Annotated in this window: 17 protein-coding genes and 3 pseudogenes; 15 read left to right on the forward strand and 5 right to left on the reverse strand. The window is 74.2% G+C overall.

Annotated features, from left to right (window positions below; genetic code table 11):
* Nucleotides 1-877, reverse strand: an 877-nt coding sequence (locus MCBG_RS26620) for a glycosyltransferase family 2 protein (protein ID WP_043328976.1), incomplete at its 3' end; no start/stop codon positions are given.
* Between the two features lie 122 nt (nt 878-999).
* On the opposite strand from MCBG_RS26620, the gene MCBG_RS26625 reads away from it, so the two are divergent.
* Together MCBG_RS26625 and MCBG_RS26630 are read left to right on the forward strand one after the other, a co-directional pair.
* On the forward strand, nt 1,000-1,638 hold the full coding sequence (locus MCBG_RS26625; protein ID WP_043328977.1) for an SRPBCC family protein: 639 nt from the start codon (nt 1,000-1,002) through the stop codon (nt 1,636-1,638).
* Nucleotides 1,635-2,813 (forward strand): zinc-dependent alcohol dehydrogenase, encoded by a 1,179-nt coding sequence (locus tag MCBG_RS26630; protein ID WP_043328979.1) that lies wholly within the window; start codon nt 1,635-1,637, stop codon nt 2,811-2,813. The genes MCBG_RS26625 and MCBG_RS26630 overlap by 4 nt, the downstream gene beginning before the upstream one ends.
* A 21-nt stretch (nt 2,814-2,834) precedes the next feature.
* On the opposite strand, the gene MCBG_RS26635 is transcribed toward MCBG_RS26630, so the two are convergent.
* Nucleotides 2,835-4,118 carry a cytochrome P450 gene (locus MCBG_RS26635; protein WP_043328980.1) on the reverse strand — a complete coding sequence of 428 codons (1,284 nt, stop codon included), beginning with the start codon at nt 4,116-4,118 and terminating at the stop codon, nt 2,835-2,837.
* Between the two features lie 239 nt (nt 4,119-4,357).
* On the opposite strand from MCBG_RS26635, the gene MCBG_RS26640 reads away from it, so the two are divergent.
* Nucleotides 4,358-4,744, forward strand: a complete 387-nt coding sequence (locus MCBG_RS26640; protein ID WP_043328981.1) for a hypothetical protein — start codon at nt 4,358-4,360, stop codon at nt 4,742-4,744.
* 7 nt (nt 4,745-4,751) lie between these two features.
* Here the strand turns inward: MCBG_RS26640 and MCBG_RS26645 are convergent, their stop codons facing one another.
* A complete protein-coding gene (locus tag MCBG_RS26645; protein ID WP_013287999.1) occupies nt 4,752-4,970 on the reverse strand; it encodes a DUF397 domain-containing protein in 219 nt (72 codons plus the stop codon).
* A gap of 66 nt (nt 4,971-5,036) precedes the next feature.
* Between MCBG_RS26645 and pepN the strand changes: the two genes are divergently transcribed.
* The 10 genes and pseudogenes from pepN to MCBG_RS26695 all read left to right on the forward strand — a co-directional run bounded on the left by pepN (nt 5,037) and on the right by MCBG_RS26695 (nt 16,031).
* Nucleotides 5,037-7,553: an aminopeptidase N gene (gene pepN / locus MCBG_RS26650; protein ID WP_043328983.1), complete on the forward strand. Its 2,517-nt coding sequence runs from the start codon at nt 5,037-5,039 to the stop codon at nt 7,551-7,553.
* A gap of 89 nt (nt 7,554-7,642) precedes the next feature.
* Entirely contained in the window at nt 7,643-8,239 is a 597-nt protein-coding gene (gene nadD, locus MCBG_RS26655) for a nicotinate-nucleotide adenylyltransferase (RefSeq protein WP_030503098.1), read from the forward strand.
* A gap of 110 nt (nt 8,240-8,349) precedes the next feature.
* Entirely contained in the window at nt 8,350-8,754 is a 405-nt protein-coding gene (gene rsfS / locus MCBG_RS26660; protein WP_043328985.1) for a ribosome silencing factor, read from the forward strand.
* The gene (locus tag MCBG_RS26665) at nt 8,751-9,380 is read left to right on the forward strand and encodes a histidine phosphatase family protein (RefSeq protein WP_043328986.1); all 630 of its coding nucleotides are present in this window, start codon (nt 8,751-8,753) and stop codon (nt 9,378-9,380) included. Before rsfS ends, MCBG_RS26665 begins: the two co-directional genes overlap by 4 nt.
* A gap of 48 nt (nt 9,381-9,428) precedes the next feature.
* Nucleotides 9,429-10,283 (forward strand): DegV family protein, encoded by an 855-nt coding sequence (locus tag MCBG_RS26670; RefSeq protein WP_043328988.1) that lies wholly within the window; start codon nt 9,429-9,431, stop codon nt 10,281-10,283.
* Between the two features lie 9 nt (nt 10,284-10,292).
* Entirely contained in the window at nt 10,293-11,069 is a 777-nt protein-coding gene (locus MCBG_RS26675; protein WP_043328990.1) for an SDR family NAD(P)-dependent oxidoreductase, read from the forward strand.
* A 126-nt stretch (nt 11,070-11,195) separates the two neighbouring features.
* Nucleotides 11,196-12,073, forward strand: a pseudogene (locus tag MCBG_RS26680) (helix-hairpin-helix domain-containing protein).
* Nucleotides 12,070-14,467, forward strand: a pseudogene (locus MCBG_RS26685) (ComEC/Rec2 family competence protein). Before MCBG_RS26680 ends, MCBG_RS26685 begins: the two co-directional pseudogenes overlap by 4 nt.
* A 122-nt stretch (nt 14,468-14,589) precedes the next feature.
* A complete protein-coding gene (gene holA / locus MCBG_RS26690; RefSeq protein ID WP_043328991.1) occupies nt 14,590-15,570 on the forward strand; it encodes a DNA polymerase III subunit delta in 981 nt (326 codons plus the stop codon).
* Complete coding sequence (locus MCBG_RS26695; RefSeq protein WP_043328992.1) at nt 15,567-16,031, forward strand: hypothetical protein; 465 nt, start codon at nt 15,567-15,569, stop codon at nt 16,029-16,031. Before holA ends, MCBG_RS26695 begins: the two co-directional genes overlap by 4 nt.
* A 160-nt stretch (nt 16,032-16,191) precedes the next feature.
* Here the strand turns inward: MCBG_RS26695 and rpsT are convergent, their stop codons facing one another.
* Together rpsT and MCBG_RS26705 are read right to left on the reverse strand one after the other, a co-directional pair.
* A complete protein-coding gene (rpsT, locus tag MCBG_RS26700; RefSeq protein WP_030503107.1) occupies nt 16,192-16,458 on the reverse strand; it encodes a 30S ribosomal protein S20 in 267 nt (88 codons plus the stop codon).
* 345 nt (nt 16,459-16,803) lie between these two features.
* Nucleotides 16,804-17,880, reverse strand: coding sequence for a phosphotransferase family protein (locus tag MCBG_RS26705; RefSeq protein ID WP_223201343.1), 1,077 nt, complete (start codon nt 17,878-17,880; stop codon nt 16,804-16,806).
* Here MCBG_RS26705 and MCBG_RS26710 point away from each other — a divergent pair.
* Both MCBG_RS26710 and MCBG_RS26715 read left to right on the forward strand, forming a co-directional pair.
* Complete coding sequence (locus MCBG_RS26710; protein WP_043328995.1) at nt 17,879-18,415, forward strand: DUF4240 domain-containing protein; 537 nt, start codon at nt 17,879-17,881, stop codon at nt 18,413-18,415. The genes MCBG_RS26705 and MCBG_RS26710 overlap by 2 nt on opposite strands.
* 106 nt (nt 18,416-18,521) lie before the next feature.
* Nucleotides 18,522-19,539 (forward strand): annotated as a pseudogene (locus tag MCBG_RS26715) (GTP-binding protein); the annotation flags it as partial.

The following is a 19,539-nucleotide window of genomic DNA, read 5'->3' on the forward strand; positions in this document are numbered from 1 at the left end:
GCGCGGCCAGGCTGGTGTGCGCCGGGAACACCGCCGCGTCGCCGGCCCGTCGCCGGCCCAGCTCCGCCACCGCGACAGTCGCCAGCCCGGCCCGCAGCAGCAGCCCGGGCCGGCGGGTGGCGAGCGCGGCCGCCGTCGCGGGCAGCACCGCCAGCGCGGCGAGCAGCCACGCCGGCCGGGCCGTCTCGTCGTACGCCTGGCGGACGCGCTGCCCGAGGAAGTGCGCCGCGGAGGGCGGGAGCCGCCGCACGTACAGCCACGCCGGGGTGGCGGTGCTGCCGCCGTACGCGCGCACGGTCCGGACCAGCTCCAGGTTCTCGAAGAGCACGTCCGGGTCGTAGCCGCCCATCGCCAGGAACGTGCCCCGCCGCACCCCGAGCGTGCCGGGCCAGTCCCCGCCGAACGCGCGGGCGAGCAGCGTCCGGCCGGTGTCCCACCAGGCGTGCCACGGCAGCGGGTCGAAGTGGTTCTGCGGGCGGACCAGGTCGACCCCGTCCAGCAGCTGGTGCACGGCGCGCAGGGCCGGCAGGTCGTACCGGATGTCGTCGTCGGCGATCACCACGTGCTCGTGCCGGGCCAGCGCGACGCCGGTGAGCACGCCGAGCACCTTGCCGTTGCGTCCGCGCAGCGCCGGGTCCGGCGGCACGTGCCGCACCAGCCCGTCCCAGGCGGCGGCGTGCCGGGCGAACAGCTGCGGCGGCGAGGCGTCGACCACCACCACGTCGACCCAGCGGCTCAGCTCCCGCAGGTACCCGGTCAGCTCGTCCAGGCCGCCGTCGTCGTGGGCGCGCAGCGGCAGGACGTACGCCATCGGCAGCCGGACCGGCGCGGACGCGGCGCCCTCGTCGCGCGGCTGCGCGGCGGTCGGTCGGGTCATGTCGTCTCCCCTCGTGCCGGGTGACGCGACTTGCCCGGAATGCGGCTGCTGAAACCGTTTCGGGCGGGCTGTGTCGGGTAGCGCACCCGGATACGGGACGGTCCGAGTCGGGAGGAGACGTGATGCCCAGCAACGCGACGAGATGGGCGCTGGCCGGCGCCGCCGCGGTGACCGCGCTCGGAGTCACCCGGACGGTCGCCCGGCGACGGCACCGGCACCAGCCCGACCGCGAGGACGGCTGGTACGTGGTGCGCCGCGGCATCACCGTGGACCGGCCGGTCGACGCGGTGATCGGGTTCTGGACCGACCGGGAACGGCTCGATCGAGGGCTGGCCGAGTGGGCCACGCTGGAGCAGCTCGACGCGAACCGGTGGCGCTGCGTGGCGGCCGACCCGGCCGGCGGCGGCACCGAGTGGCGGGCCGAGATCACCGTCGACGGCCCCGGCCGGTTGAGCTGGCGGGTCACCGACGGGCCGGTGGCCCAGCGCGGCCGGGTCGAGCTGGTGACCGCGCCGCAGGATCGGGGCACCGAGATCCGGGCCGAGCTGCGCTGGCGCTCCGGGCCGATCCGGCGCGCGGTCGGGCTGGTCGGTGGCACCGACCCGGACCTGGGGCTGCGCACCGCGCTGCGCCGGATCAAGTCGCTGATCGAGACCGGGCACGTGCTGGACACCCGGCACGACCCGTCCGGGCGCAGCCCGCGTCAGGAGCGGGCGACGGACAAGGTACGCGAGAAGCTGATGGTGGGAGGACGGCCGTGAGGGCGTTGTGCTGGGAGGGCGTAGGGAAGCTGGCCGTACGGGACGTGCCGGAGCCGACCATCAGGTCCGGCGGCGACATCATCGTCAAGGTGCGCGCGAGCAGCGTCTGCGGCTCCGACCTGCATCTGATCAACGGCTACCTGCCGGCGATGCGCGAGGGGGACATCCTCGGCCACGAGTTCATGGGTGAGGTGGTCGAGACCGGCCCCGACGTGCGGCGCATCTCCGTCGGTGACCGGGTGGTGGTCGGCTCGGTGGTGGCCTGCGGCTCGTGCTGGTACTGCCGCACCGAGCAGTTCTCGCTCTGCGACAACTCCAACCCGCAGCCGGTCTTCACCGAGAAGCTGTGGGGCCACTCGCCGGCCGGCATCCTCGGCTACTCGCACGCGGCCGGCGGCTACTCCGGCAGCCACGCCGAGTACATCCGGGTGCCGTTCGGCGACGTCGGCGCGTTCACCGTGCCGGACGGGGTGCCGGACGACTCGGTCGTGTTCGCCTCCGACGCCATGCCGACCGGCTGGATGGCCGCCGACTTCTGCAACCTCAAGGGCGGCGAGGTGGTGGCCGTCTGGGGCGCCGGCGGCGTCGGCCAGATGGCGGCCCGGTCCGCGCAGATCCTCGGCGCCGAGCGGGTGGTGGTCATCGACCGGCTGCCGGAACGGCTCGCCACCGCGTCGCAGCGCCTCGGCGTCGAGACGATCAACTACGCCGAGACCGACGTGCTGGAGGCGCTGCGGGAGATGACCGCCGGGCGCGGCCCGGACGCCTGCATCGAGGCCGTCGGCATGGAGTCGCACGACGTCGGCCCGGCGTACGCGTACGACAAGGCAAAGCAGACGGTACGCGCGCAGACCGACCGGCCCACCTCGGTCCGGCAGGCGATCATGGCGGCTCGCAAGGGCGGCACGGTGAGCATCGTCGGCGTGTACGGCGGCCTGGTGGACAAGTTCCCGCTCGGCACGGCCATGAACAAGGCCCTGGTGCTGCGGATGGGGCAGATGCACGCCCAGCGCTACATCCCGATGCTGCTGGACCGGGTCGCGGCCGGCGAGATCGACCCCGGCTACCTGGCCACCCACCCGATGTCGCTGGAGCAGGGCGCCCGGGGTTACGAGATCTTCGAGAAGAAGGAGGACGGCTGCCTGCGTACGGTGCTGCACCCGCAGGCCGCCTGACCGCGACCGGGGGCGTCCGCTTCAGCGCAGCGGGCGCACCCCGTCGGCCCGATGTGCCCCGTCGACCGGGCGTACGCCGTCGAGCACCAGCCCGCTGGGCGGCAACGCCGGCATGGCGCCCAGGTCGAGCGCCAGGTCCTGCGGCGGTACGCGGTAGTCCATCGTGCCGGTCAGGTTCGTCACGGCCCGCTTCATCAGCTCGATGGTGATCCACTCGCCGGCGCAGCGGTGGCCGGTGAAGTGGTCGCCGCCGCCCTGCGGGACCAGGCCGAACGGGTCGTCGCGCCAGCCGGTGAAGCGCTCGGGGCGGAACTGCTCCGGCTCCGGCCAGATGCCGGGGTGGTGGTTGGTGCCGTACAGGTCGAGCAGCACCCGCCGGCCCTGCGGGAACGTGTACCCGCGCCACTGGAACGAGCGGCGCACCCGGGCCGCGGTGACCGGGAAGAACGGGTAGTAGCGGCGTACCTCCTGCACGAACCGCTCGGTCGCGGCGTCGTCGCCGGGCAGCCGGTCCCGCCAGTGCGGGTGGTCGTGCAGCGCCAGCGCGGCGAAGACCACGTACCGGTCCACCGCGACGGTGGGGCGCAGCACGTTGAGCAGTTCCACGGCGGCGATCCGGCGGGGCAGCGGCAGTCCCCGCTCGTCCCGGTGCCCGGCCACGACAGCCAGCGCGCTGCCCTCCGGGGCGGGCACCGCGCCCGCGCGTACCCGTTCGATCAGGTCGCCGGCCCATCGTTGCGCGCGGTAGCGGCCGAGCCGGCCGCGCCAGTGCCGGGGGCCCAGCGCGGCCGGCGCCTCGATCATCGCGTGCATCTCGGCGGTGCGGCGCGGCACGTCGGCCTCGGCCAGCGGCACCCCGGCCCAGGCCCAGACCGTACGGGTCAGGATCTCGCCCACCTCGTCGTAGAGCACCACCGGGCCGTTGCGGGCCCAGACCGGGATCCGGGCCTGCCACTGCTCGTCGAAGATCTCCCCGAGGCGGCGGATCGCGGCCGACGTCATGATCGACATGAACATCGCCTTGCGGACCCGGTGCGCCTGCCCGTCCAGGCCCTGCACGCCGCCGACACCGGTGAGCGTGCGCTGCCCGCGCATCGGCATGGCGCCCCGCCGCACGAACCGCTCCTCGTCGTAGAACAGCTCGGCGGCCTCCCGGCCGCGCAGGCAGATCGTCGGCTCCAGCAGCAGCCGGGTCTGGAACACGTCGGTGCCGAGGCGGTCGCAGCGGGAGCCGACGAAGCGGTAGCCCTCCCGGATGAAGGCGAGCGTGCTGTCCGGGCTCCGGTCGCTCGGCATGGTGCTCATGTCGGCTGCTCCTGACGCGGTTCGGCGGCGCTGCCTACCTACCCCGGGCGACGCCGCCGAACCCTTCATCTCAGCAGCTCGGGCCGCACGCGGGAGGGGCCAGCCGGTCGGGCGGACGCTGGCCCCTCCCCGGCGGCGGAAAAGCTGGTTCCCTCGAGGCACGCGGACCGGCGGCTACCGGTCCGGCGCCCGCCGGCGTGGTGTCCGGCGGCGGTCACCGGCGACGGGGGAGGGCACTGATGCGTGACGACAGCGCGGCACGGCGGCACCGCGAGGCGTGGGCCGGGCTGCGCGGGGACGGCCGCGACGGTCCGCTGATCGGCGGGCCCCGGCGCGCCGGGGCCCGCCCACCGCGGTACTTCACCGTGCACCTGGGCTTCGCCGCCACCGATCCCGCCGTCGCGCGGGAGCAGGCGGTGGCGTACGCCGAAGCGCTCGGCCTGCTCCGCCCGGAGCTGGCGCTCGGCGCGGCGGCCCTGTCCCCGGCGGACGCCTGGCACCGGGCCGAGCGGCTGTTCTGCGACGCGGTCGGGCCCGACGGCGAGCGCTGCGCCGACGTGGCCGGGCACCCCGGCTTCCACCACGCGCCCGGTCCGGGCGGCCTCGGCTGGGGCGACGGTGACTGAGGTGCGCTCAGTCCAGGTCGAACTCGCCGTCCTGGGCGCCGGCGACGAACGCGTCCCACTCGGCCTGGGTGAAGACCAGCACGGGCCCGTCCGGCTCGGCGGAGTTGCGCATACCGATCAGGTCGTCGACGAATGCCACCTCGACCGCTCCCTCGGAGGTGTCGCCCTCTGCCCGCTGCCAAACCGCCCGGGAGAGGTCGAAATCGCCCTTGGGGTGCTGACCCATCGCTGCTCCTCCATCGCCATGCGTAACGAGGCGGCCCGAGCGGACCACATCGGGCAGGATAAGCGGATGCCGAGCCTCACCCGTGCAGAGGCGACCGCGCGCCGCGCGTCGATCACCGTCGAGTCCTACGATGTGGACCTCGACCTGACCGGCGACGCCGAGCGGTTCCGCTCCGCCGTCACCATCCGGTTCCGGGCCACCCCCGGCGCCGAGACCTTCGTCGACGTCAAACCCCGCCGACTCCTCGCCGCCCGCCTCAACGGCAACGACCTCGACCCGGCCCTGCTGGCGGACGGCCGGCTGCCGCTGACCGGCCTGGCCGCCGACAACACGCTCACCGTCGAGGCCGAGATGGCCTACTCCAACACCGGCGAGGGGCTGCACCGGTTCGTCGACCCGGCCGACGGCGAGACCTACCTCTACGCGCTGTCCTTCCTGGACGAGGGGCCGCGCCTCTTCGCCGCGTTCGACCAGCCCGACCTGAAGGCCCCGGTGACGCTGACCGTCACCGCGCCGACGGAGTGGACGGTGGCCGCCAACGGGCCGCTCGCCGACCGGCCCGCACCGGGGCGCTGGGAGTTCGCCACCACCGAGCCGCTCGCGACCTACTTCGTCTCTCTGATCGCCGGGCCCTGGCACGTGCTGCGCGCCGAGCACGACGGCATCCCGCTCGGCCTCTACTGCCGGCGTTCGCTCGCCGCCCACCTGGACGCCGACGCCGACGAGATCCTCACAGTCACCCGGCAGTGCTTCGACCACTTCCATCAGCTGTTCGCCGAGCGCTACCCGTTCGGCAAGTACGACCAGGCGTTCGTGCCCGAGTTCAACGCCGGCGCGATGGAGAACCCGGGCCTGGTCACGATCCGCGACGACTACGTCTTCCGCTCGGCGGTGACCGACACCCAGCGGGAGCTGCGCGCCACCACCATCGCCCACGAGATGGCGCACATGTGGTTCGGCGACCTGGTCACCATGAGCTGGTGGGACGACCTGTGGCTCAACGAGTCCTTCGCCGAATACCTCGGCACCCGGGTCACCGCCGAGGCGACCCGGTTCGACCGGGCGTGGACCACGTTCGCGAGCCGTCGCAAGGCCTGGGGCTACACCGCCGACCAGCGCCCCTCCACCCACCCGGTGGCGCCGGAGGAGGTGGCAGACGCCGCCCGGGCGCTGCTGAACTTCGACGGCATCTCGTACGCCAAGGGCGCCAGCGTGCTGCGCCAGCTCGTCGCCTGGCTCGGTGACGAGGCGTTCCTGGCCGGGCTGAACGCGCACTTCGCCGCGCACCGCTTCGGCAACGCGACGCTCGCCGACCTGCTGGCCGCCCTGGGTACGGCGAGCGGCCGCGACCTGGACGGCTGGGCGGAACGCTGGCTGCGCCGCGCGCAGGTGAACACGCTGCGGGTCGACACCGCCGTGGACGCCGACGGGCGGTGGACCGACGTGGCGATCGTGCAGACCGCCCCGGCGAGCCACCCGGTGCTGCGGCCGCACCGTATCGGCGTGGCCCACCACACCGCCGACGGCCCGGCGTACCGGTTCGACGTCGACCTCGACCCCGACGCCGACGGCGGCCGGACGCCGCTGCCCGAGCTGGTCGGACGGCCCGCCACCGGGCTGCTGCTGCCGAACGCCGGTGACCTGACGTTCGCCAAGATCCGCCTCGACCCGGCCTCGGCGGACGCGGTGCCGCTGCTGCTGCCGGGGCTCGACGATCCGCTGGCCCGGGCGCTGCTCTGGGGCGAGGCGCTGGACGCGGTCACCGACGGGGAACGGCCGGCCGGCGCGCTGGCCGCGCTGATCGCGGCGGCGCTGCCCGCCGAGACCGAGGTGACGATCGTCGAGGACGTGCTGCTGCTCAGTCGCCGGCTGATCGACCGCTACCTCGACCCGCTCGGCCGGGACGCGGCGCTGCTGCGGGTGGCGACCGCCTGCGCGGCGTTGCTCGACTCGGCCCCCGCGGGCGGTTCCCTGCAACTGGCGGCGGCGCGGGGCCTGATCGCCGCCACCACCGACACCGCGATGCTCGCCGGCTGGCTGGCCGGTAAGGACGTGCCGTCGGGGCTGGCCGTGGACACCGACCTGCGCTGGGCGGTGCTGCGCCGGCTGGTGGTGCTCGGCGCGGCCGGTACGCCGCAGATCGACGCCGAGGCCGACGCCGACCGCAGCGCCACCGGCGCCGAGCAGGCCGCCGCGTGCCGGGCCGCGCTGCCCGACGCCGACGCGAAGCGGGCCGCCTGGGAGATCGTCACCCGCAGCACCGAGCTGTCCAACCGCCTGGTCGAGGCGACCGCCGAGGGCTTCTGGCAGCCCGAGCAGGCAGAGCTGACCGCCGGGTTCGTGCAGCGCTACTTCACCGACATGCCGGCGGCGGCGCGTCTGCGTACCGCGTGGGTGGCCGACGCGGTCACGGTGGCCGCCTACCCCCGCTACGCCGTGGCGCAGCCCACCCGGGAGATGGCCGCGGCGCTGCTGGCCCGCGACGACCTGACGCCGGGCCTGCGGCGGTGGGTGACCGACCTGGACGACGACATGCGCCGGGCGCTCGTGGCCCGGACGGCGGTGGCCGCCGCGTCGGCCTGAGCTGGGAGCGCGCCGGGTGGGGGACCGCCCGGCGCGCTCGACGGCGGACCCCGCCCGGAGCCGCCGGGCGGGCGGCCTACGATCGCTGGGTGGAGGAAGACATCCGGCGGGTCGGCATCATGGGCGGCACGTTCGACCCGATCCACCACGGGCACCTGGTGGCGGCGAGCGAGGTGGCCGACCGGTTCGGTCTGGACGAGGTGGTCTTCGTGCCCACCGGACAGCCGTGGCAGAAGGCGGAGGAAGCGGTCACCCCGGCCGAGGACCGTTATCTGATGACGGTGATCGCCACCGCCTCCAACCCGCGCTTCCAGGTGAGCCGGGTCGACATCGACCGCGGCGGCCCCACCTACACCGTCGACACGCTGCGCGACCTGCACGCCGAGTACGGCGCGAAGGCGCAGCTGTTCTTCATCACCGGCGCGGACGCGCTGGAGCGCATCCTCTCCTGGAAGGATCTGGACGAGGCGCTCGAACTGGCCCACTTCATCGGCGTGACCCGGCCCGGCTTCGAACTGACCGACAAGCACCTGCCGGCCGACTCGGTGAGCCTCGTGCAGGTGCCCGCGATGGCGATCTCCTCGACCGACTGCCGCGCGCGGGTCGCCCGGGGCGAACCGGTGTGGTACCTGGTGCCCGACGGTGTGGTGCAGTACATCGCGAAACGGCGTCTCTATCAGCGGTGATTCCGCGCTTTATGTCCCCGTTTGTGCCTGAAATCGACCAGAACTGACAAGTCGCCGCACCGCCGGGTGTGAGAGGCTTGGAGGGTCGCACGGTTGATCGAAGGAGAACGGTGACAGTTTCCGAGCGCGCGCACGAGCTGGCGATGGCCGCCGCCCAGGCCGCGGCCGACAAGAAGGCACAGGACATCGTCATCATCGACGTGGGCGACCAGCTCGCGATCACCGACGCGTTCCTGCTGGCCGCCGCTCCGAACGAGCGTCAGGTGCTCGCCATCGTCGACGCCATCGAGGAGCGCCTGCTGGAGCTGCCGGAGAAGGCCAAGCCGGTGCGCCGCGAAGGCGAGCGCGGCGGCCGCTGGGTGCTGCTCGACTACGTCGACATCGTGGTCCACGTCCAGCACACCGAGGAGCGCGAGTTCTACGCGCTCGACCGGCTCTGGAAGGACTGCCCGCAGATCCCGTTCACCGATCGCGACCTGGCCGACTCGGCCGCCGGCAGCGCCACCGCCGAATGACCCGACTGATCATCTGGCGGCACGGCAACACCGACTGGAACGCCGCGAGCCGCGTCCAGGGCCAGACCGACGTGCCCCTCAACGACCTCGGCCGCGAGCAGGCCCACGCCGCCGCCCCGGTGCTCGCCGCCCTGCGCCCGGACGCGATCGTCGCCAGCGACCTGCGCCGGGCCGCCGACACCGCCGCCGCGCTCGCGGCGCTGACCGGGCTGCCGGTCCGCACCGACGCGCGGCTGCGGGAACGGCACTTCGGCCAGTGGCAGGGCCTCACCCTGACCGAGGTGGCCGAACGGTTCCCCGACGAGTACGCCCGCTGGCGGGCCGGCGACCCGGACCCGGGTGCCGGCCTCGAACCCCTGGGTGACCTGGGTGCCCGGCTCGGCGCCGGGTTCCAGGACGCGGCCGACCTCGCCGTCGGCGGCACGGTCGTGGTGACCACCCACGGCGGCGGCGCCCGGCAGGGCGTCGGGCACCTGCTCGGCTGGGACCACACGGTGCTGCGCAGCCTCGGCTCGCTGGCGAACTGCCACTGGACCGAACTGCGCCACAACGACATCCGGGGCTGGCACCTGCGGGCACACAACGTCGGTCTGGTCACCCGGGCGGCGCTCACCGACGCGGTCTGACACCTCCGGCCCCGGCGCGTCACCGCGCCATCGGCTAGCGTGCCGGTCATGCCCGTCGCGGTCGTCACCGACTCCACCGCCTACCTGCCCTCCGACCTGGCCCGCGCACGCGGGCTCACCGTCGTCCCGCTCACAGTCGTGCTCAACGGCGCGGAAGGGCTGGAGGGCGTCGAGACCTCCCCGGCCGACGCCACCCGCGCGCTGAGCGGCCGGCGGGTCTCGGTGAGCACGTCCCGGCCCGCGCCCGAACAGTTCGCGCAGGTCTACCGCACGCTGCTCGCCGAGGGCGCCGACGGCGTGGTGTCGGTGCACCTGTCCGCCGAGCTGTCCGGCACTGTCGAGGCCGCCCGGCTCGCCGCCGCCGAGGTCGGCGACGACCGCGTCACCGTCGTCGACAGCCGATCCACAGGCATGGGCCTCGGCTTCCCGGCGCTCGCCGCCGCCGCGGCCGCCGCGGCGGGCGCCGACCTGACCGGGGTACGCGACGCGGCGCTGGACGCGGTCGCCCGCACCACCATCTACTTCTACGTCGACACGCTGGAGTTCCTGCGCCGGGGCGGCCGGATCAACGCGGCCGAGGCGCTGCTCGGCACCGCGCTCTCGGTAAAGCCGATCATGCACATGCCGGATGGCGCGATCGTGGTGAAGGACAAGGTCCGTACCGCCAGCCGGGGAGTCGCGCGGCTGGTCGACCTCGCCGTCGAGGCGGCAGACGACGCCCAGGTCGACGTCGCGGTGCACCACCTCGCCGCGCCGCAGCGGGCCGAGCAGTTGCTGACGGCGCTGACCGAGCGGCTGGGCGACCGGCTGCACGACACGTACGTCACCGAGGCCGGAGCGGTGGTCGCCGCCCACGCCGGGCCGGGGCTGGCGTGCGTGGTGGTCCACCGCCGTACACCCTAGGGTGGCCGGATGAACCTCCGGTCGTATGTCGTCACCGGCGGCGGGCGCGGCGTCGGACGCGCCATCGTCGAACGGCTGGCCACCGACGGCGGCATCGTGGTCGTGGTCGAACGGGACACGAGCGCACTGGACTGGCTGGCCCGGCATCCGCTCGCCGACCGGCTGCACGCCGTGACCGGGGACGCCGGCGACGAGGCGGTCACCGGCCGGGCCGCCGACCGCGCCGAGGCGTACGCGCCGCTGGCCGGCTGGGTCAACAACGCCGCCGTCTTCCGCGACGCCGACCTGCACCGCGCGCCCGCGAGCGAGGTGGTCGACCTGATCACGCTCAACCTGCGGCCCGCCGTGGCCGGGGCCGGCACCGCCGTACGCCGGTTCCTGGCCGCCCGGACCGGCGGCGCGATCGTCAACGTCTCGTCCCACCAGGCCCGCCGGGCGGTGCCGGGCGCGCTGCCGTACGCCACCGCCAAGGCCGCGCTGGAAGGGCTGACCCGGGCGCTCGCCGTCGACTACGGCCGCCACGGGATCCGCGCCAACGCGGTGGCGCTCGGCTCCGTCCACACCGAACGGCACGCCGCCTACCTGGCCGGACTCGACCCGGCCGAGGTCGCGCACGTCGACGCGGAGATGGCCCGGCTGCACCCGCTCGGCCGGATCGGGCGTACCGACGAGGTGGCCGAGGTGGTCGCGTTCCTGCTCTCCGAACGCGCCTCGTTCGTCAACGGCGCGGTCGTGCCGGTCGACGGGGGACGGGCCGCGCTCGGCCTGGACCCGGAGGCGCGCTGACCGTAGTTTTCGGCCACCTAGCACGGCCAGGGCTTGATCGGGTGTGTGTCCACAGTCCCTTGGTTGTCCACAGGTGAGCGTTCATCGGCCGATGCGGGACGAGCTGTCGCCGTAGCGTCCCGAGCCGTGCCAGACGACGAGGAGACGACGGTACGGCGGCGGCTCGCCCGGCTGTTCGGGCCTGGGCCCGGCGAGGCCGAGCCGGGTCTCGGGCTGCGTCCCGGCTTCCCGGAGCGCGACGGCGGGCGGGAACCCTCGTCCGGGGCGAACCCCTGGTCCGCCGAGCCGGACGCCGACGACGGCCCGTCCCACGATGCTCCGGTGGCCGCGCGCGGCCTGGCGTCCCGGCTGCCCGGACCCGGGGCGTTCGATCCCGGCCGCCGGGGTGTGCGGGCGCTCGCGGCGGTGGCGGCAGTGGTGGTCGTGGTGGCCGCCGTCTGGGCCTGGCGCTCGCGTCCGAGCACCGAACCCGTGCCGCCGGTGACGGCGTCCTCCGAGGCGCCTGTGGGCGCGGCGACCGAGGCGGTCACCGGGGTGCCCGCGTCAGCCGGCGCACCGGGTCAGGTGGTCGTCGCGGTGGCCGGAAGGTCCGCCGCCCCGGCCTGGTCCGGCTGCCGGCCGGCGCCCGGCTGGCCGACGCCGTCGAAGCGGCAGGCGGCGCGCTGCCCGGCGTCGACGTCGCGCTGCTCAACCCCGCCCGCAAGGTCACCGACGGTGAACTGATCCTGGTCGGCGTGACCGCCCCACCGCCACCGGGCGGGCCCGCCGCGGCGGGCGCAGGCGGTGCGCCGGGCGGACCGGCGGCGCCGGCCGGACCGGTCAACCTGAACACCGCGACGCTTGCCCAGCTCGACGCGCTACCCGGCGTCGGCCCGGTGCTCGCCCAGCGGATCCTCGACCACCGCGACCAGCACGGCGGCTTCCGGTCCGTGTCCGACCTGCGGCAGGTCGACGGCATCGGCGACGCCCGGTACGAGCAGCTCAAGGAACTGGTGACGGTGTGACCGGCCGGCGTGCCGCTGCCTCGCCCGTCCTCGACGGTGACCCTGCGCCTGTCCGCGACGTGCCCGACCTGCGGCTGGCCGGGTTGGCGGTGGCCGCGTGGCTCGCCGCGCTGGCCGGGCTGCACCTCACCGTCCGCGCGACCGTGTGGACGGCCGCCGTCGCCGCCGCGCTCGCCCTCCTGGCGGCCCTGCGCTGCTGCGGCGTGCTCGCCGACCGGGGGAACCGACCCGCCGCTACGGCTGGATCGCGGTCGCCGTGCTGCTCGGCGTGGTCTGCGGGGCGGCCGCCACCCGGCGCCCGGCTCGCGATCCGCGACGCCACGGCGGTACGAGCGCTGGTCGCCGAAGGCGCAGTGGTCACCGCCGACCTCGTGCTGCGCGACGATCCCCCGCCCGGTACGGTGCCCCCCGGCCGGCCACCGATGCTCCTGGTCCGCGTCGACCATCAGTTGATGCTCAACACCTAGTAGGCGCGGATGGGCCGATTTATTCACGTCAGGGCTAGCGTAACGCGACCAACTAGTCCGGCCAAGAAACTTGTCACTCGCCTGATCAAGGGTTTTCTAGATCGGGTTGAGTCCCCAGCAAAGATCTCATTCGATCTGACGGATTCCTAGTAGGAGTATATGCGGATCTTGCGGCCAGCAAAATGCCGCAGAGTGATCGGCAATTCATTCTTGTGAATGCTAGCTAGTGACTACGTCGGGCGGGCTGCTGCCGGCCTCGTGGTGAGGGACACCAGCCGGCTGCTGCCCGAGGTGGAGGAGGACTTCCGGGCCACCGGGATGACGCACCTCAACGCGGTGTCCGGCTCCAATGTGGCGATAGTGGTCGGCGCGGTGCTGCTGCTGGCCCGCTGGGCGCGCGCCGGTCCGCGTACCGCCGCCACGCTGTGTGTGCTCGCCCTGGTCGGGTTCGTCATCCTGGTACGGCCCTCGCCGAGCGTGGTGCGCGCCGCCGCGATGGGTGCGATCGGGCTCGCCGCGCTGGCCGCCGGGCGGTCCCGGTCGGCGCTGCCCGCGCTCGCCGCGGCGGTCACCGGACTGGTCCTGTACGACCCGGACCTCGCGGGCGACCCGGGGTTCGCGTTGTCGGTCTGTGCCACCGGGGGACTGCTGCTGGCGCCGGGATGGCGGGACGCGCTGCGCCGCCGGGCGTACCGCCCGGGCTGGCCGAGGCGCTGGCCGTGCCGGCCGCCGCGCAGCTCGCCTGCGGCCCGGTGATCGCCGGACTGTCCGCGACGGTGAGCCTGGTGGCGGTGCCGGCGAACCTGTTGGCGGTGCCGGCCGTCGCGCCCGCCACTGTGCTCGGTGTGCTGGCGGCGGTGCTGTCGCCGGTGTGGCCGGGCGGCGCGGAGTTCCTGGCCTGGCTGGCGAGTTGGCCGGCGCGCTGGCTGGTGGCGGTGGCCGCGCACGGGGCGGACCTGCCGGCCGGGAACCTGCCCTGGGTGGGCGGGGGTGGGCCGGGGGCCTGCTGCTGGCGGGGGTGAGCGTGGCGCTGCTGCTCGCCTTCCGCCGACGCCGGGCGCGGCGGCTGGTCGCGGTCGTGGTGATGGCGGTGGTGCTCGGCGCGGCGCCGATCCGGTTGCTTGCCTCCGGCTGGCCGCCGCGCGGCTGGGTGGTGGTGGCGTGCGCGGTGGGACAGGGGGACGCCGTGGTGCTGCCGGTAGCGGCCGGCCGGGCCGTGGTGGTCGACGCCGGACCGGACCCGTCCGGCGTGGACGCCTGCCTGCGCCGCCTGCGCGTACGTGAGGTGTCGCTGCTGGTGGTCAGTCACTTCCACGTCGACCACGTCGGCGGCGTGGCCGGGGTGTTCCGGGGCCGGCGGGTGGGCGCGGTGGTGGGTCCGTCCTGGTCCGAGCCGCCCTACGGCGTCGCCCAGGTACGCGAGGCGGCCCGCCGGGCCGGTGCGCCGCTCGCCGCCGCGCAGGCGGGCTGGCGGTGGCGGGCCGGAGCGGTGGACCTGGTCGCGGTCGGGCCGCCGTACCCGCTGCGGGGCAGCCGGTCCGACCCGAACAACAACTCACTCGTCCTGACCGCCACCGTGGCCGGGGTACGGGTCCTGCTCGCCGGTGACGCCGAGACGGAGGAGCAGCGGGCGATGCTGGAGACGATGCCGGCCGCCGCGATCCGGGCCGACGTGCTGAAGGTGGCCCACCACGGCTCGGCGTACCAGGATCCGCAGTTCCTCGCCGCGGTGCGCCCGGCGGTGGCGCTGGTGTGCGTGGGCGTCGACAACGACTACGGGCATCCCAACGCCGGGCTGCTGGACCGGCTGACCCGGGGCGGCGCGCGGGTGCTGCGTACCGACACCGGCGGTGACCTGGCCGCCGTGCGCGTCGGCGCCGGCCTCGCCGTGGTGACGCGCGGCCCCGATCCGGTACGACAGCGGTGAGGTGGCGAATCTTGTTGGGATAGATGGTGGATCAAGGCAAATGTCTGGATTTGCGCTGAGTGCGGGCTGTGCCGTCACAGTCCTCGATGACCAGGTCCGATCGGGTCGGAGGGCGTGCGAGTATGGGCGACGTGACCCCCGCCGACCTGCCTCCTATTGTGCTCGTCCTCGGCGACGAGGAGCTGCTCGCCACGCGAGCGGTGACCGAAGCCGTCGCCCGGGCCCGCGAGGTGGACCCCGACGTGGACGTGCGGGAATACCAGGCCGGCACGCTCACCGTCGGCGAGATCGCCGAGATGCTCAGCCCGTCGCTGTTCGGCGGCCGCCGGGTGCTGGTGCTCCGCTCCGGGCAGGACGCCCGCAAGGACCTGTCCACCGCGCTACTGGCGTACGCGAAGAACCCCGACCCGGACGTGCAGCTCGTCGTGCTGCACCTGGGCGGGGCCAAGGGCAAGGCGTTCGCCGACGGGCTTCGGGCGGCCGGTGCCACGGTGGTGCCGGCGATGAAGCTCAAGGGCGACCGGGAACGGGCCGCCTTCGTGCGGGACGAGATCCGCCGTAACGGGGGCAAGTGCACGCCGGACGCGGCCGACGCCCTGGTCGCGGCGGTCGGCAACGACATGCGTGAGCTGGCCGCCGCCTGCTCGCAGCTGCTCGCCGACACGGACGGGCGGATCAGCGCGGACACGGTGGCCCGCTACTACCGGGGGCGGGCCGAGGTGACCGGCTTCACGGTGGCCGACGCGACGATGGTCGGCGACGTGCCCGGCGCGCTGGAGGCGCTGCGCTGGGCGCTGCACGTCGGCGTCGATCCGGTGCCGATCGCCGACGCGCTGGCCGACGGCGTACGAACCGTGGCCCGGGTCGCCGCCGCCGGGCGGGGAAGCCCGTTCCAGCTGGCCAAGACGCTGGGCATGCCGGCCTGGAAGATCGAGAAGGCTCAGGTGCGGGCCCGGGGCTGGACGCCGGAGGGCCTGGTCGAGGCGATGCGGGTGGCCGCCGAGTGCAACGCGGCGGTCAAGGGCGGCGCCGACGACCGGGCGTACGCGCTGGAGCGAGCCGTGTTCTCGGTGGCCGCGGCCCGGCAGGGCGGCGCCCGGTGACCCGATCGTGGTCGACTGTGGCCACGGACGAGGAGCGGTACCGCCCGCTCTACGCCCGGGTGCTGGGCCTGCGCTTCGTCAACCCGGGCGGGGTGCTCTGCTTCCTGTTCTTCGAGGGCGCGATGGCGCTCGCCGTGCTGCTCGCGCTCGCCGAACTGGTGAGCTGGTGGGCGGTGCTGGTGCTGCCGGTCGCGGTGGCCGCGATGGTCAAGCTCAACGACGTGGTCGCCGAGATGGTCGTCCGCACCGCGGCGCTGGTGCCCGAGCAGGAGCGGGACCGCTTCCGGCGGCAGATGGAGCCGGTGGTCGGCCGGGCCCGGGTGCCCGCGAGCGCCCGCGCGCTGCCGAGCGGCGCGGTCCGGAGCGTCCGGTCGTTGCCGGGCGGCACGCCAGCCGACTCCCGGGGCGTCCGCTACCACCACCCGCAACGCGCGACGTTCGACCGCCCGACCGAGCGCTAGCAGCGCCTCTTCCCTGCGCCTTCGCGCGGAGATCTTGGTACGGAACCGCCCCTCAGGGGGCCGTTTCGTACCAAGATCTGCGGCGTGATCGGAGTGGGACAGCCGGAAGCCCCGTGGGCTCGATGGCCCCGGGGCTTCCGGTCGGGATCTGCGGTGCCGGTCAGGCAGAGAACGAGGCGACGCGCTTGGCGATCGCCGACTTCCGGTTGGCCGCCTGGTTGGCGTGGATGACACCCTTGCTGGCAGCCTTGTCCAGCTTCCGGGTGGCCTCACGCATCAGCACGGTGGCCTTCTCGGCGTCGCCCGCCTCGGCAGCCTCGTGGAACTTCCGGATGGCGGTCTTCAGCGACGACTTGACCGACTTGTTACGCAGCCGGCGCTTCTCGTTCTGCCGGTTGCGCTTGATCTGGGACTTGATGTTCGCCACGCGACAGCCTCGTCTTGATAGCTCGGGTTGGTCTGCTTTCGCGCACGACGAGCATGCGTCATCGCCGCGCGAAAAGCCAGGCTACCAGGTCGGTCCCCGACGAGCCAAAACGCCTCCGGCCGGGGCCCACCTGCCACCGTCACCAGCATGCCGTCGCACCCAGCGATCACACCAGTCCGATCGGCGTTTCCAGGCTGGTCGGGCAGCGCGCCAGCTCGGGGAGGTGGCGGGGTCAGGGCAAGTGTGATGCCGCCACCTCCCCGTGCTGGTGTGGATCAAGGGGGCGGTGGGATGCGTGCCACCTTGCCGAACCGGGGTGGATCACGGGGAACCGGCGGGGTGGGGTCAGGACCAGCCTCGCCGCTCGGCCAGCCAGCTGAGCGCCTGCTCGCCGCTCCAGCGCTGGTGGGCGCGCAGGTGCGGGGACGCCGTCGACGGTTCGGCGGCGGCTCCGGTCAGGTAGTAGCCGGCCAGCGCGGCCAGCGTCACGTCCAGCGCATCAGCGGGCGCCCCTGCCACCGCCGGGTGACCGGCGAACGCGGCGTCCGCGTCCAGGCCACTGGCGTACGCGGTGAGCAGCAGCCCGGCCAGGTCGAACCAGGCCGGCCCGTGACAGAGCCACGGCCAGTCGCACAGCCAGGCGCGCCCGCCGGAGTCGATCAGGAGGTTGTCCACCCGCAGGTCGCCGTGGGCCAGCCCGGGGGCCGCGTCGGCGTACCCGGGCAGGCGCGACTCCAGCGCCACCAGCTCGGCCAGCGGGGCGCCGGCGGCCTGCTCGGGCAGCGGCTCGCGCCCGGCGGCCACCTCGCCCCACCAGAGGATGTCGTCGCGGGCCAGGTCCGCGAGCCGGGGGAGCGGGAGCGCGGCCAGCTGCGCAGGCGGGTCGGCGAGGGCGGCGGCCACCTCGGCGTACGTGGCGAGAGCGGCGTCCAGCTCGGCCGGCGCCCAGGGCAGCGCGGGGGTGTGCCCGTCGATCGCGTCGAGCGCCAGCGCGTACCAGCCGGACTCGGTGAGCGCCCAGCGCGGCCGGGGCACCGGCAGGCCGGCCGGGAGCCGGGCCAGGATCGCCGCCTCGTGGGCGTACCAGTCGACCAGGTGCCGTTGCCCGTGCAGCGCCGCCGCCTTGACGAACACGCGCTCACCGTCTGGGCCGGTCAGCACGGCGGCGAATCCGCTGGTGAACCCGCCGGCGGCCACCCGTACCGCCGCCGGTGGGCCGCCGAGCCGGGCGGCCAGCGCGTTCCGCAGCCCGGCCGGCAGGTCGGCCCAGCCCGGCCGCACGGCCGTCGACCCGTACGCGACGGGCGGGAGTGAGATCGCACGCACCGCACCATGCTGCCGCACGCGGGCCGCGCCGCCCCGCCGCACCGGTGGCGCGCGGCGAACCGGCGCGTCGGAGGGCTCTGCCAGACTGCCTGCCATGAGGACCGACGAGTTCTGGCAGCTGATCGACGACGCCCGCGCCGGGGCCGGGGGAGAGCCCGACGCGGTCGCCGCCCGGGCGGTCGCGCTGCTGGCCGAGCGCGACCCGGAGGAGATCGTCGGGTACGCCCACCACCAGCGGCGGGTGCTCGCCGCCTCCTACCGGGTGGATCTCTGGGGCGCGGCGTACCTGATCAACGGCGGCGCCTCGGACGACGGCTTCGAGTATTTCCGGGGCTGGCTGATGACCCAGGGCCGGGCGGTGTTCGCCAAGGCGGTCGGCGACCCGGACTCGCTCGCCGAGTTGCCGCAGGTGCGGGCGGCGGCGCTCAGCGGCGAGGAGTTCGAGTGCGAGGACATGCTGGCGGTGCCGTGGGACGCGTACCGGAAGGCCACCGCGACCGACCTGCCGGCCGAGCGTGACCCGGTGCCGGTGCCCGACCTGAACGACTTCTGGGACTTCGACGACGAGGAGGAGGCCCGGCGTCGGCTGCCGAGACTGGCCACCCTCTTCGTGGAGCCACCCGTGGAATAGCAGTGGAGTAAAGGGGGAGTCCGGGCGCTCCCGGGGCGACGTGGGACCATGGAGGGGGCCGGCGGCGCGCCGGCCCGCTCACGTCAGCCGACCAGAACGGACCGCTGTGCCACCGACGCTCGATCCCGGCGCGAACGCTCCTGGTGCCACCGACCCGGCGCGCATCCGGAACTTCTGCATCATCGCCCACATCGACCACGGGAAGTCGACCCTGGCCGACCGGATGTTGCAGCTCACCGGTGTGGTCGACCCACGGCAGATGCGCGCGCAGTACCTGGACCGGATGGACATCGAGCGCGAGCGCGGCATCACCATCAAGAGCCAGGCCGTGCGGATGCCGTGGACGATCCGCGAGGGCGACCGGGCCGGTGAGACGGCCGTGCTCAACATGATCGACACTCCGGGCCACGTGGACTTCACCTACGAGGTGTCCCGTTCGCTGGCTGCCTGCGAGGGCGCGATCCTGCTCGTCGACGCCGCGCAGGGCATCGAGGCGCAGACGCTCGCCAACCTCTACCTGGCGCTCGAGAACGACCTGCACATCATCCCGGTGCTCAACAAGATCGACCTGCCGGCCGCCCAGCCGGAGAAGTACGCCGAGGAGCTGGCGCACCTGATCGGCGGCGACCCGGCGGACTGCATCAAGGTCTCCGGCAAGACCGGCGAGGGCGTGCCGTACCTGCTGGACGAGATCGTCCGGCAGTTCGTGCCGCCGGTGGGTGACGCCGAGGCCCCGGCCCGCGCGATGATCTTCGACTCGGTGTACGACGTCTACCGGGGCGTGGTCACGTACGTCCGGGTGATCGACGGCCGGATCTCGGCCCGGGACCGGATCAAGATGATGTCCACCGGCGCGGTCCACGAGCTGCTGGAGATCGGTGTCATCTCGCCGGAGATGGTCAAGGCCGAGGCGCTCGGCGTCGGCGAGGTGGGCTACCTGATCACCGGCGTGAAGGACGTGCGCCAGTCCCGGGTCGGTGACACGGTCACCATCAACAACAACCCGGCCAAGGAGGCGCTCGGCGGTTACAAGGACCCGAAGCCGATGGTCTACTCGGGGCTCTACCCGATCGACGGCTCGGACTACCCCGAACCTGCGTCGAGGCGCTGGACAAGCTCAAGCT

The organism is Micromonospora sp. M42 (assembly GCF_000568915.1).
Lineage (GTDB): Bacteria > Actinomycetota > Actinomycetes > Mycobacteriales > Micromonosporaceae > Micromonospora > Micromonospora chalcea.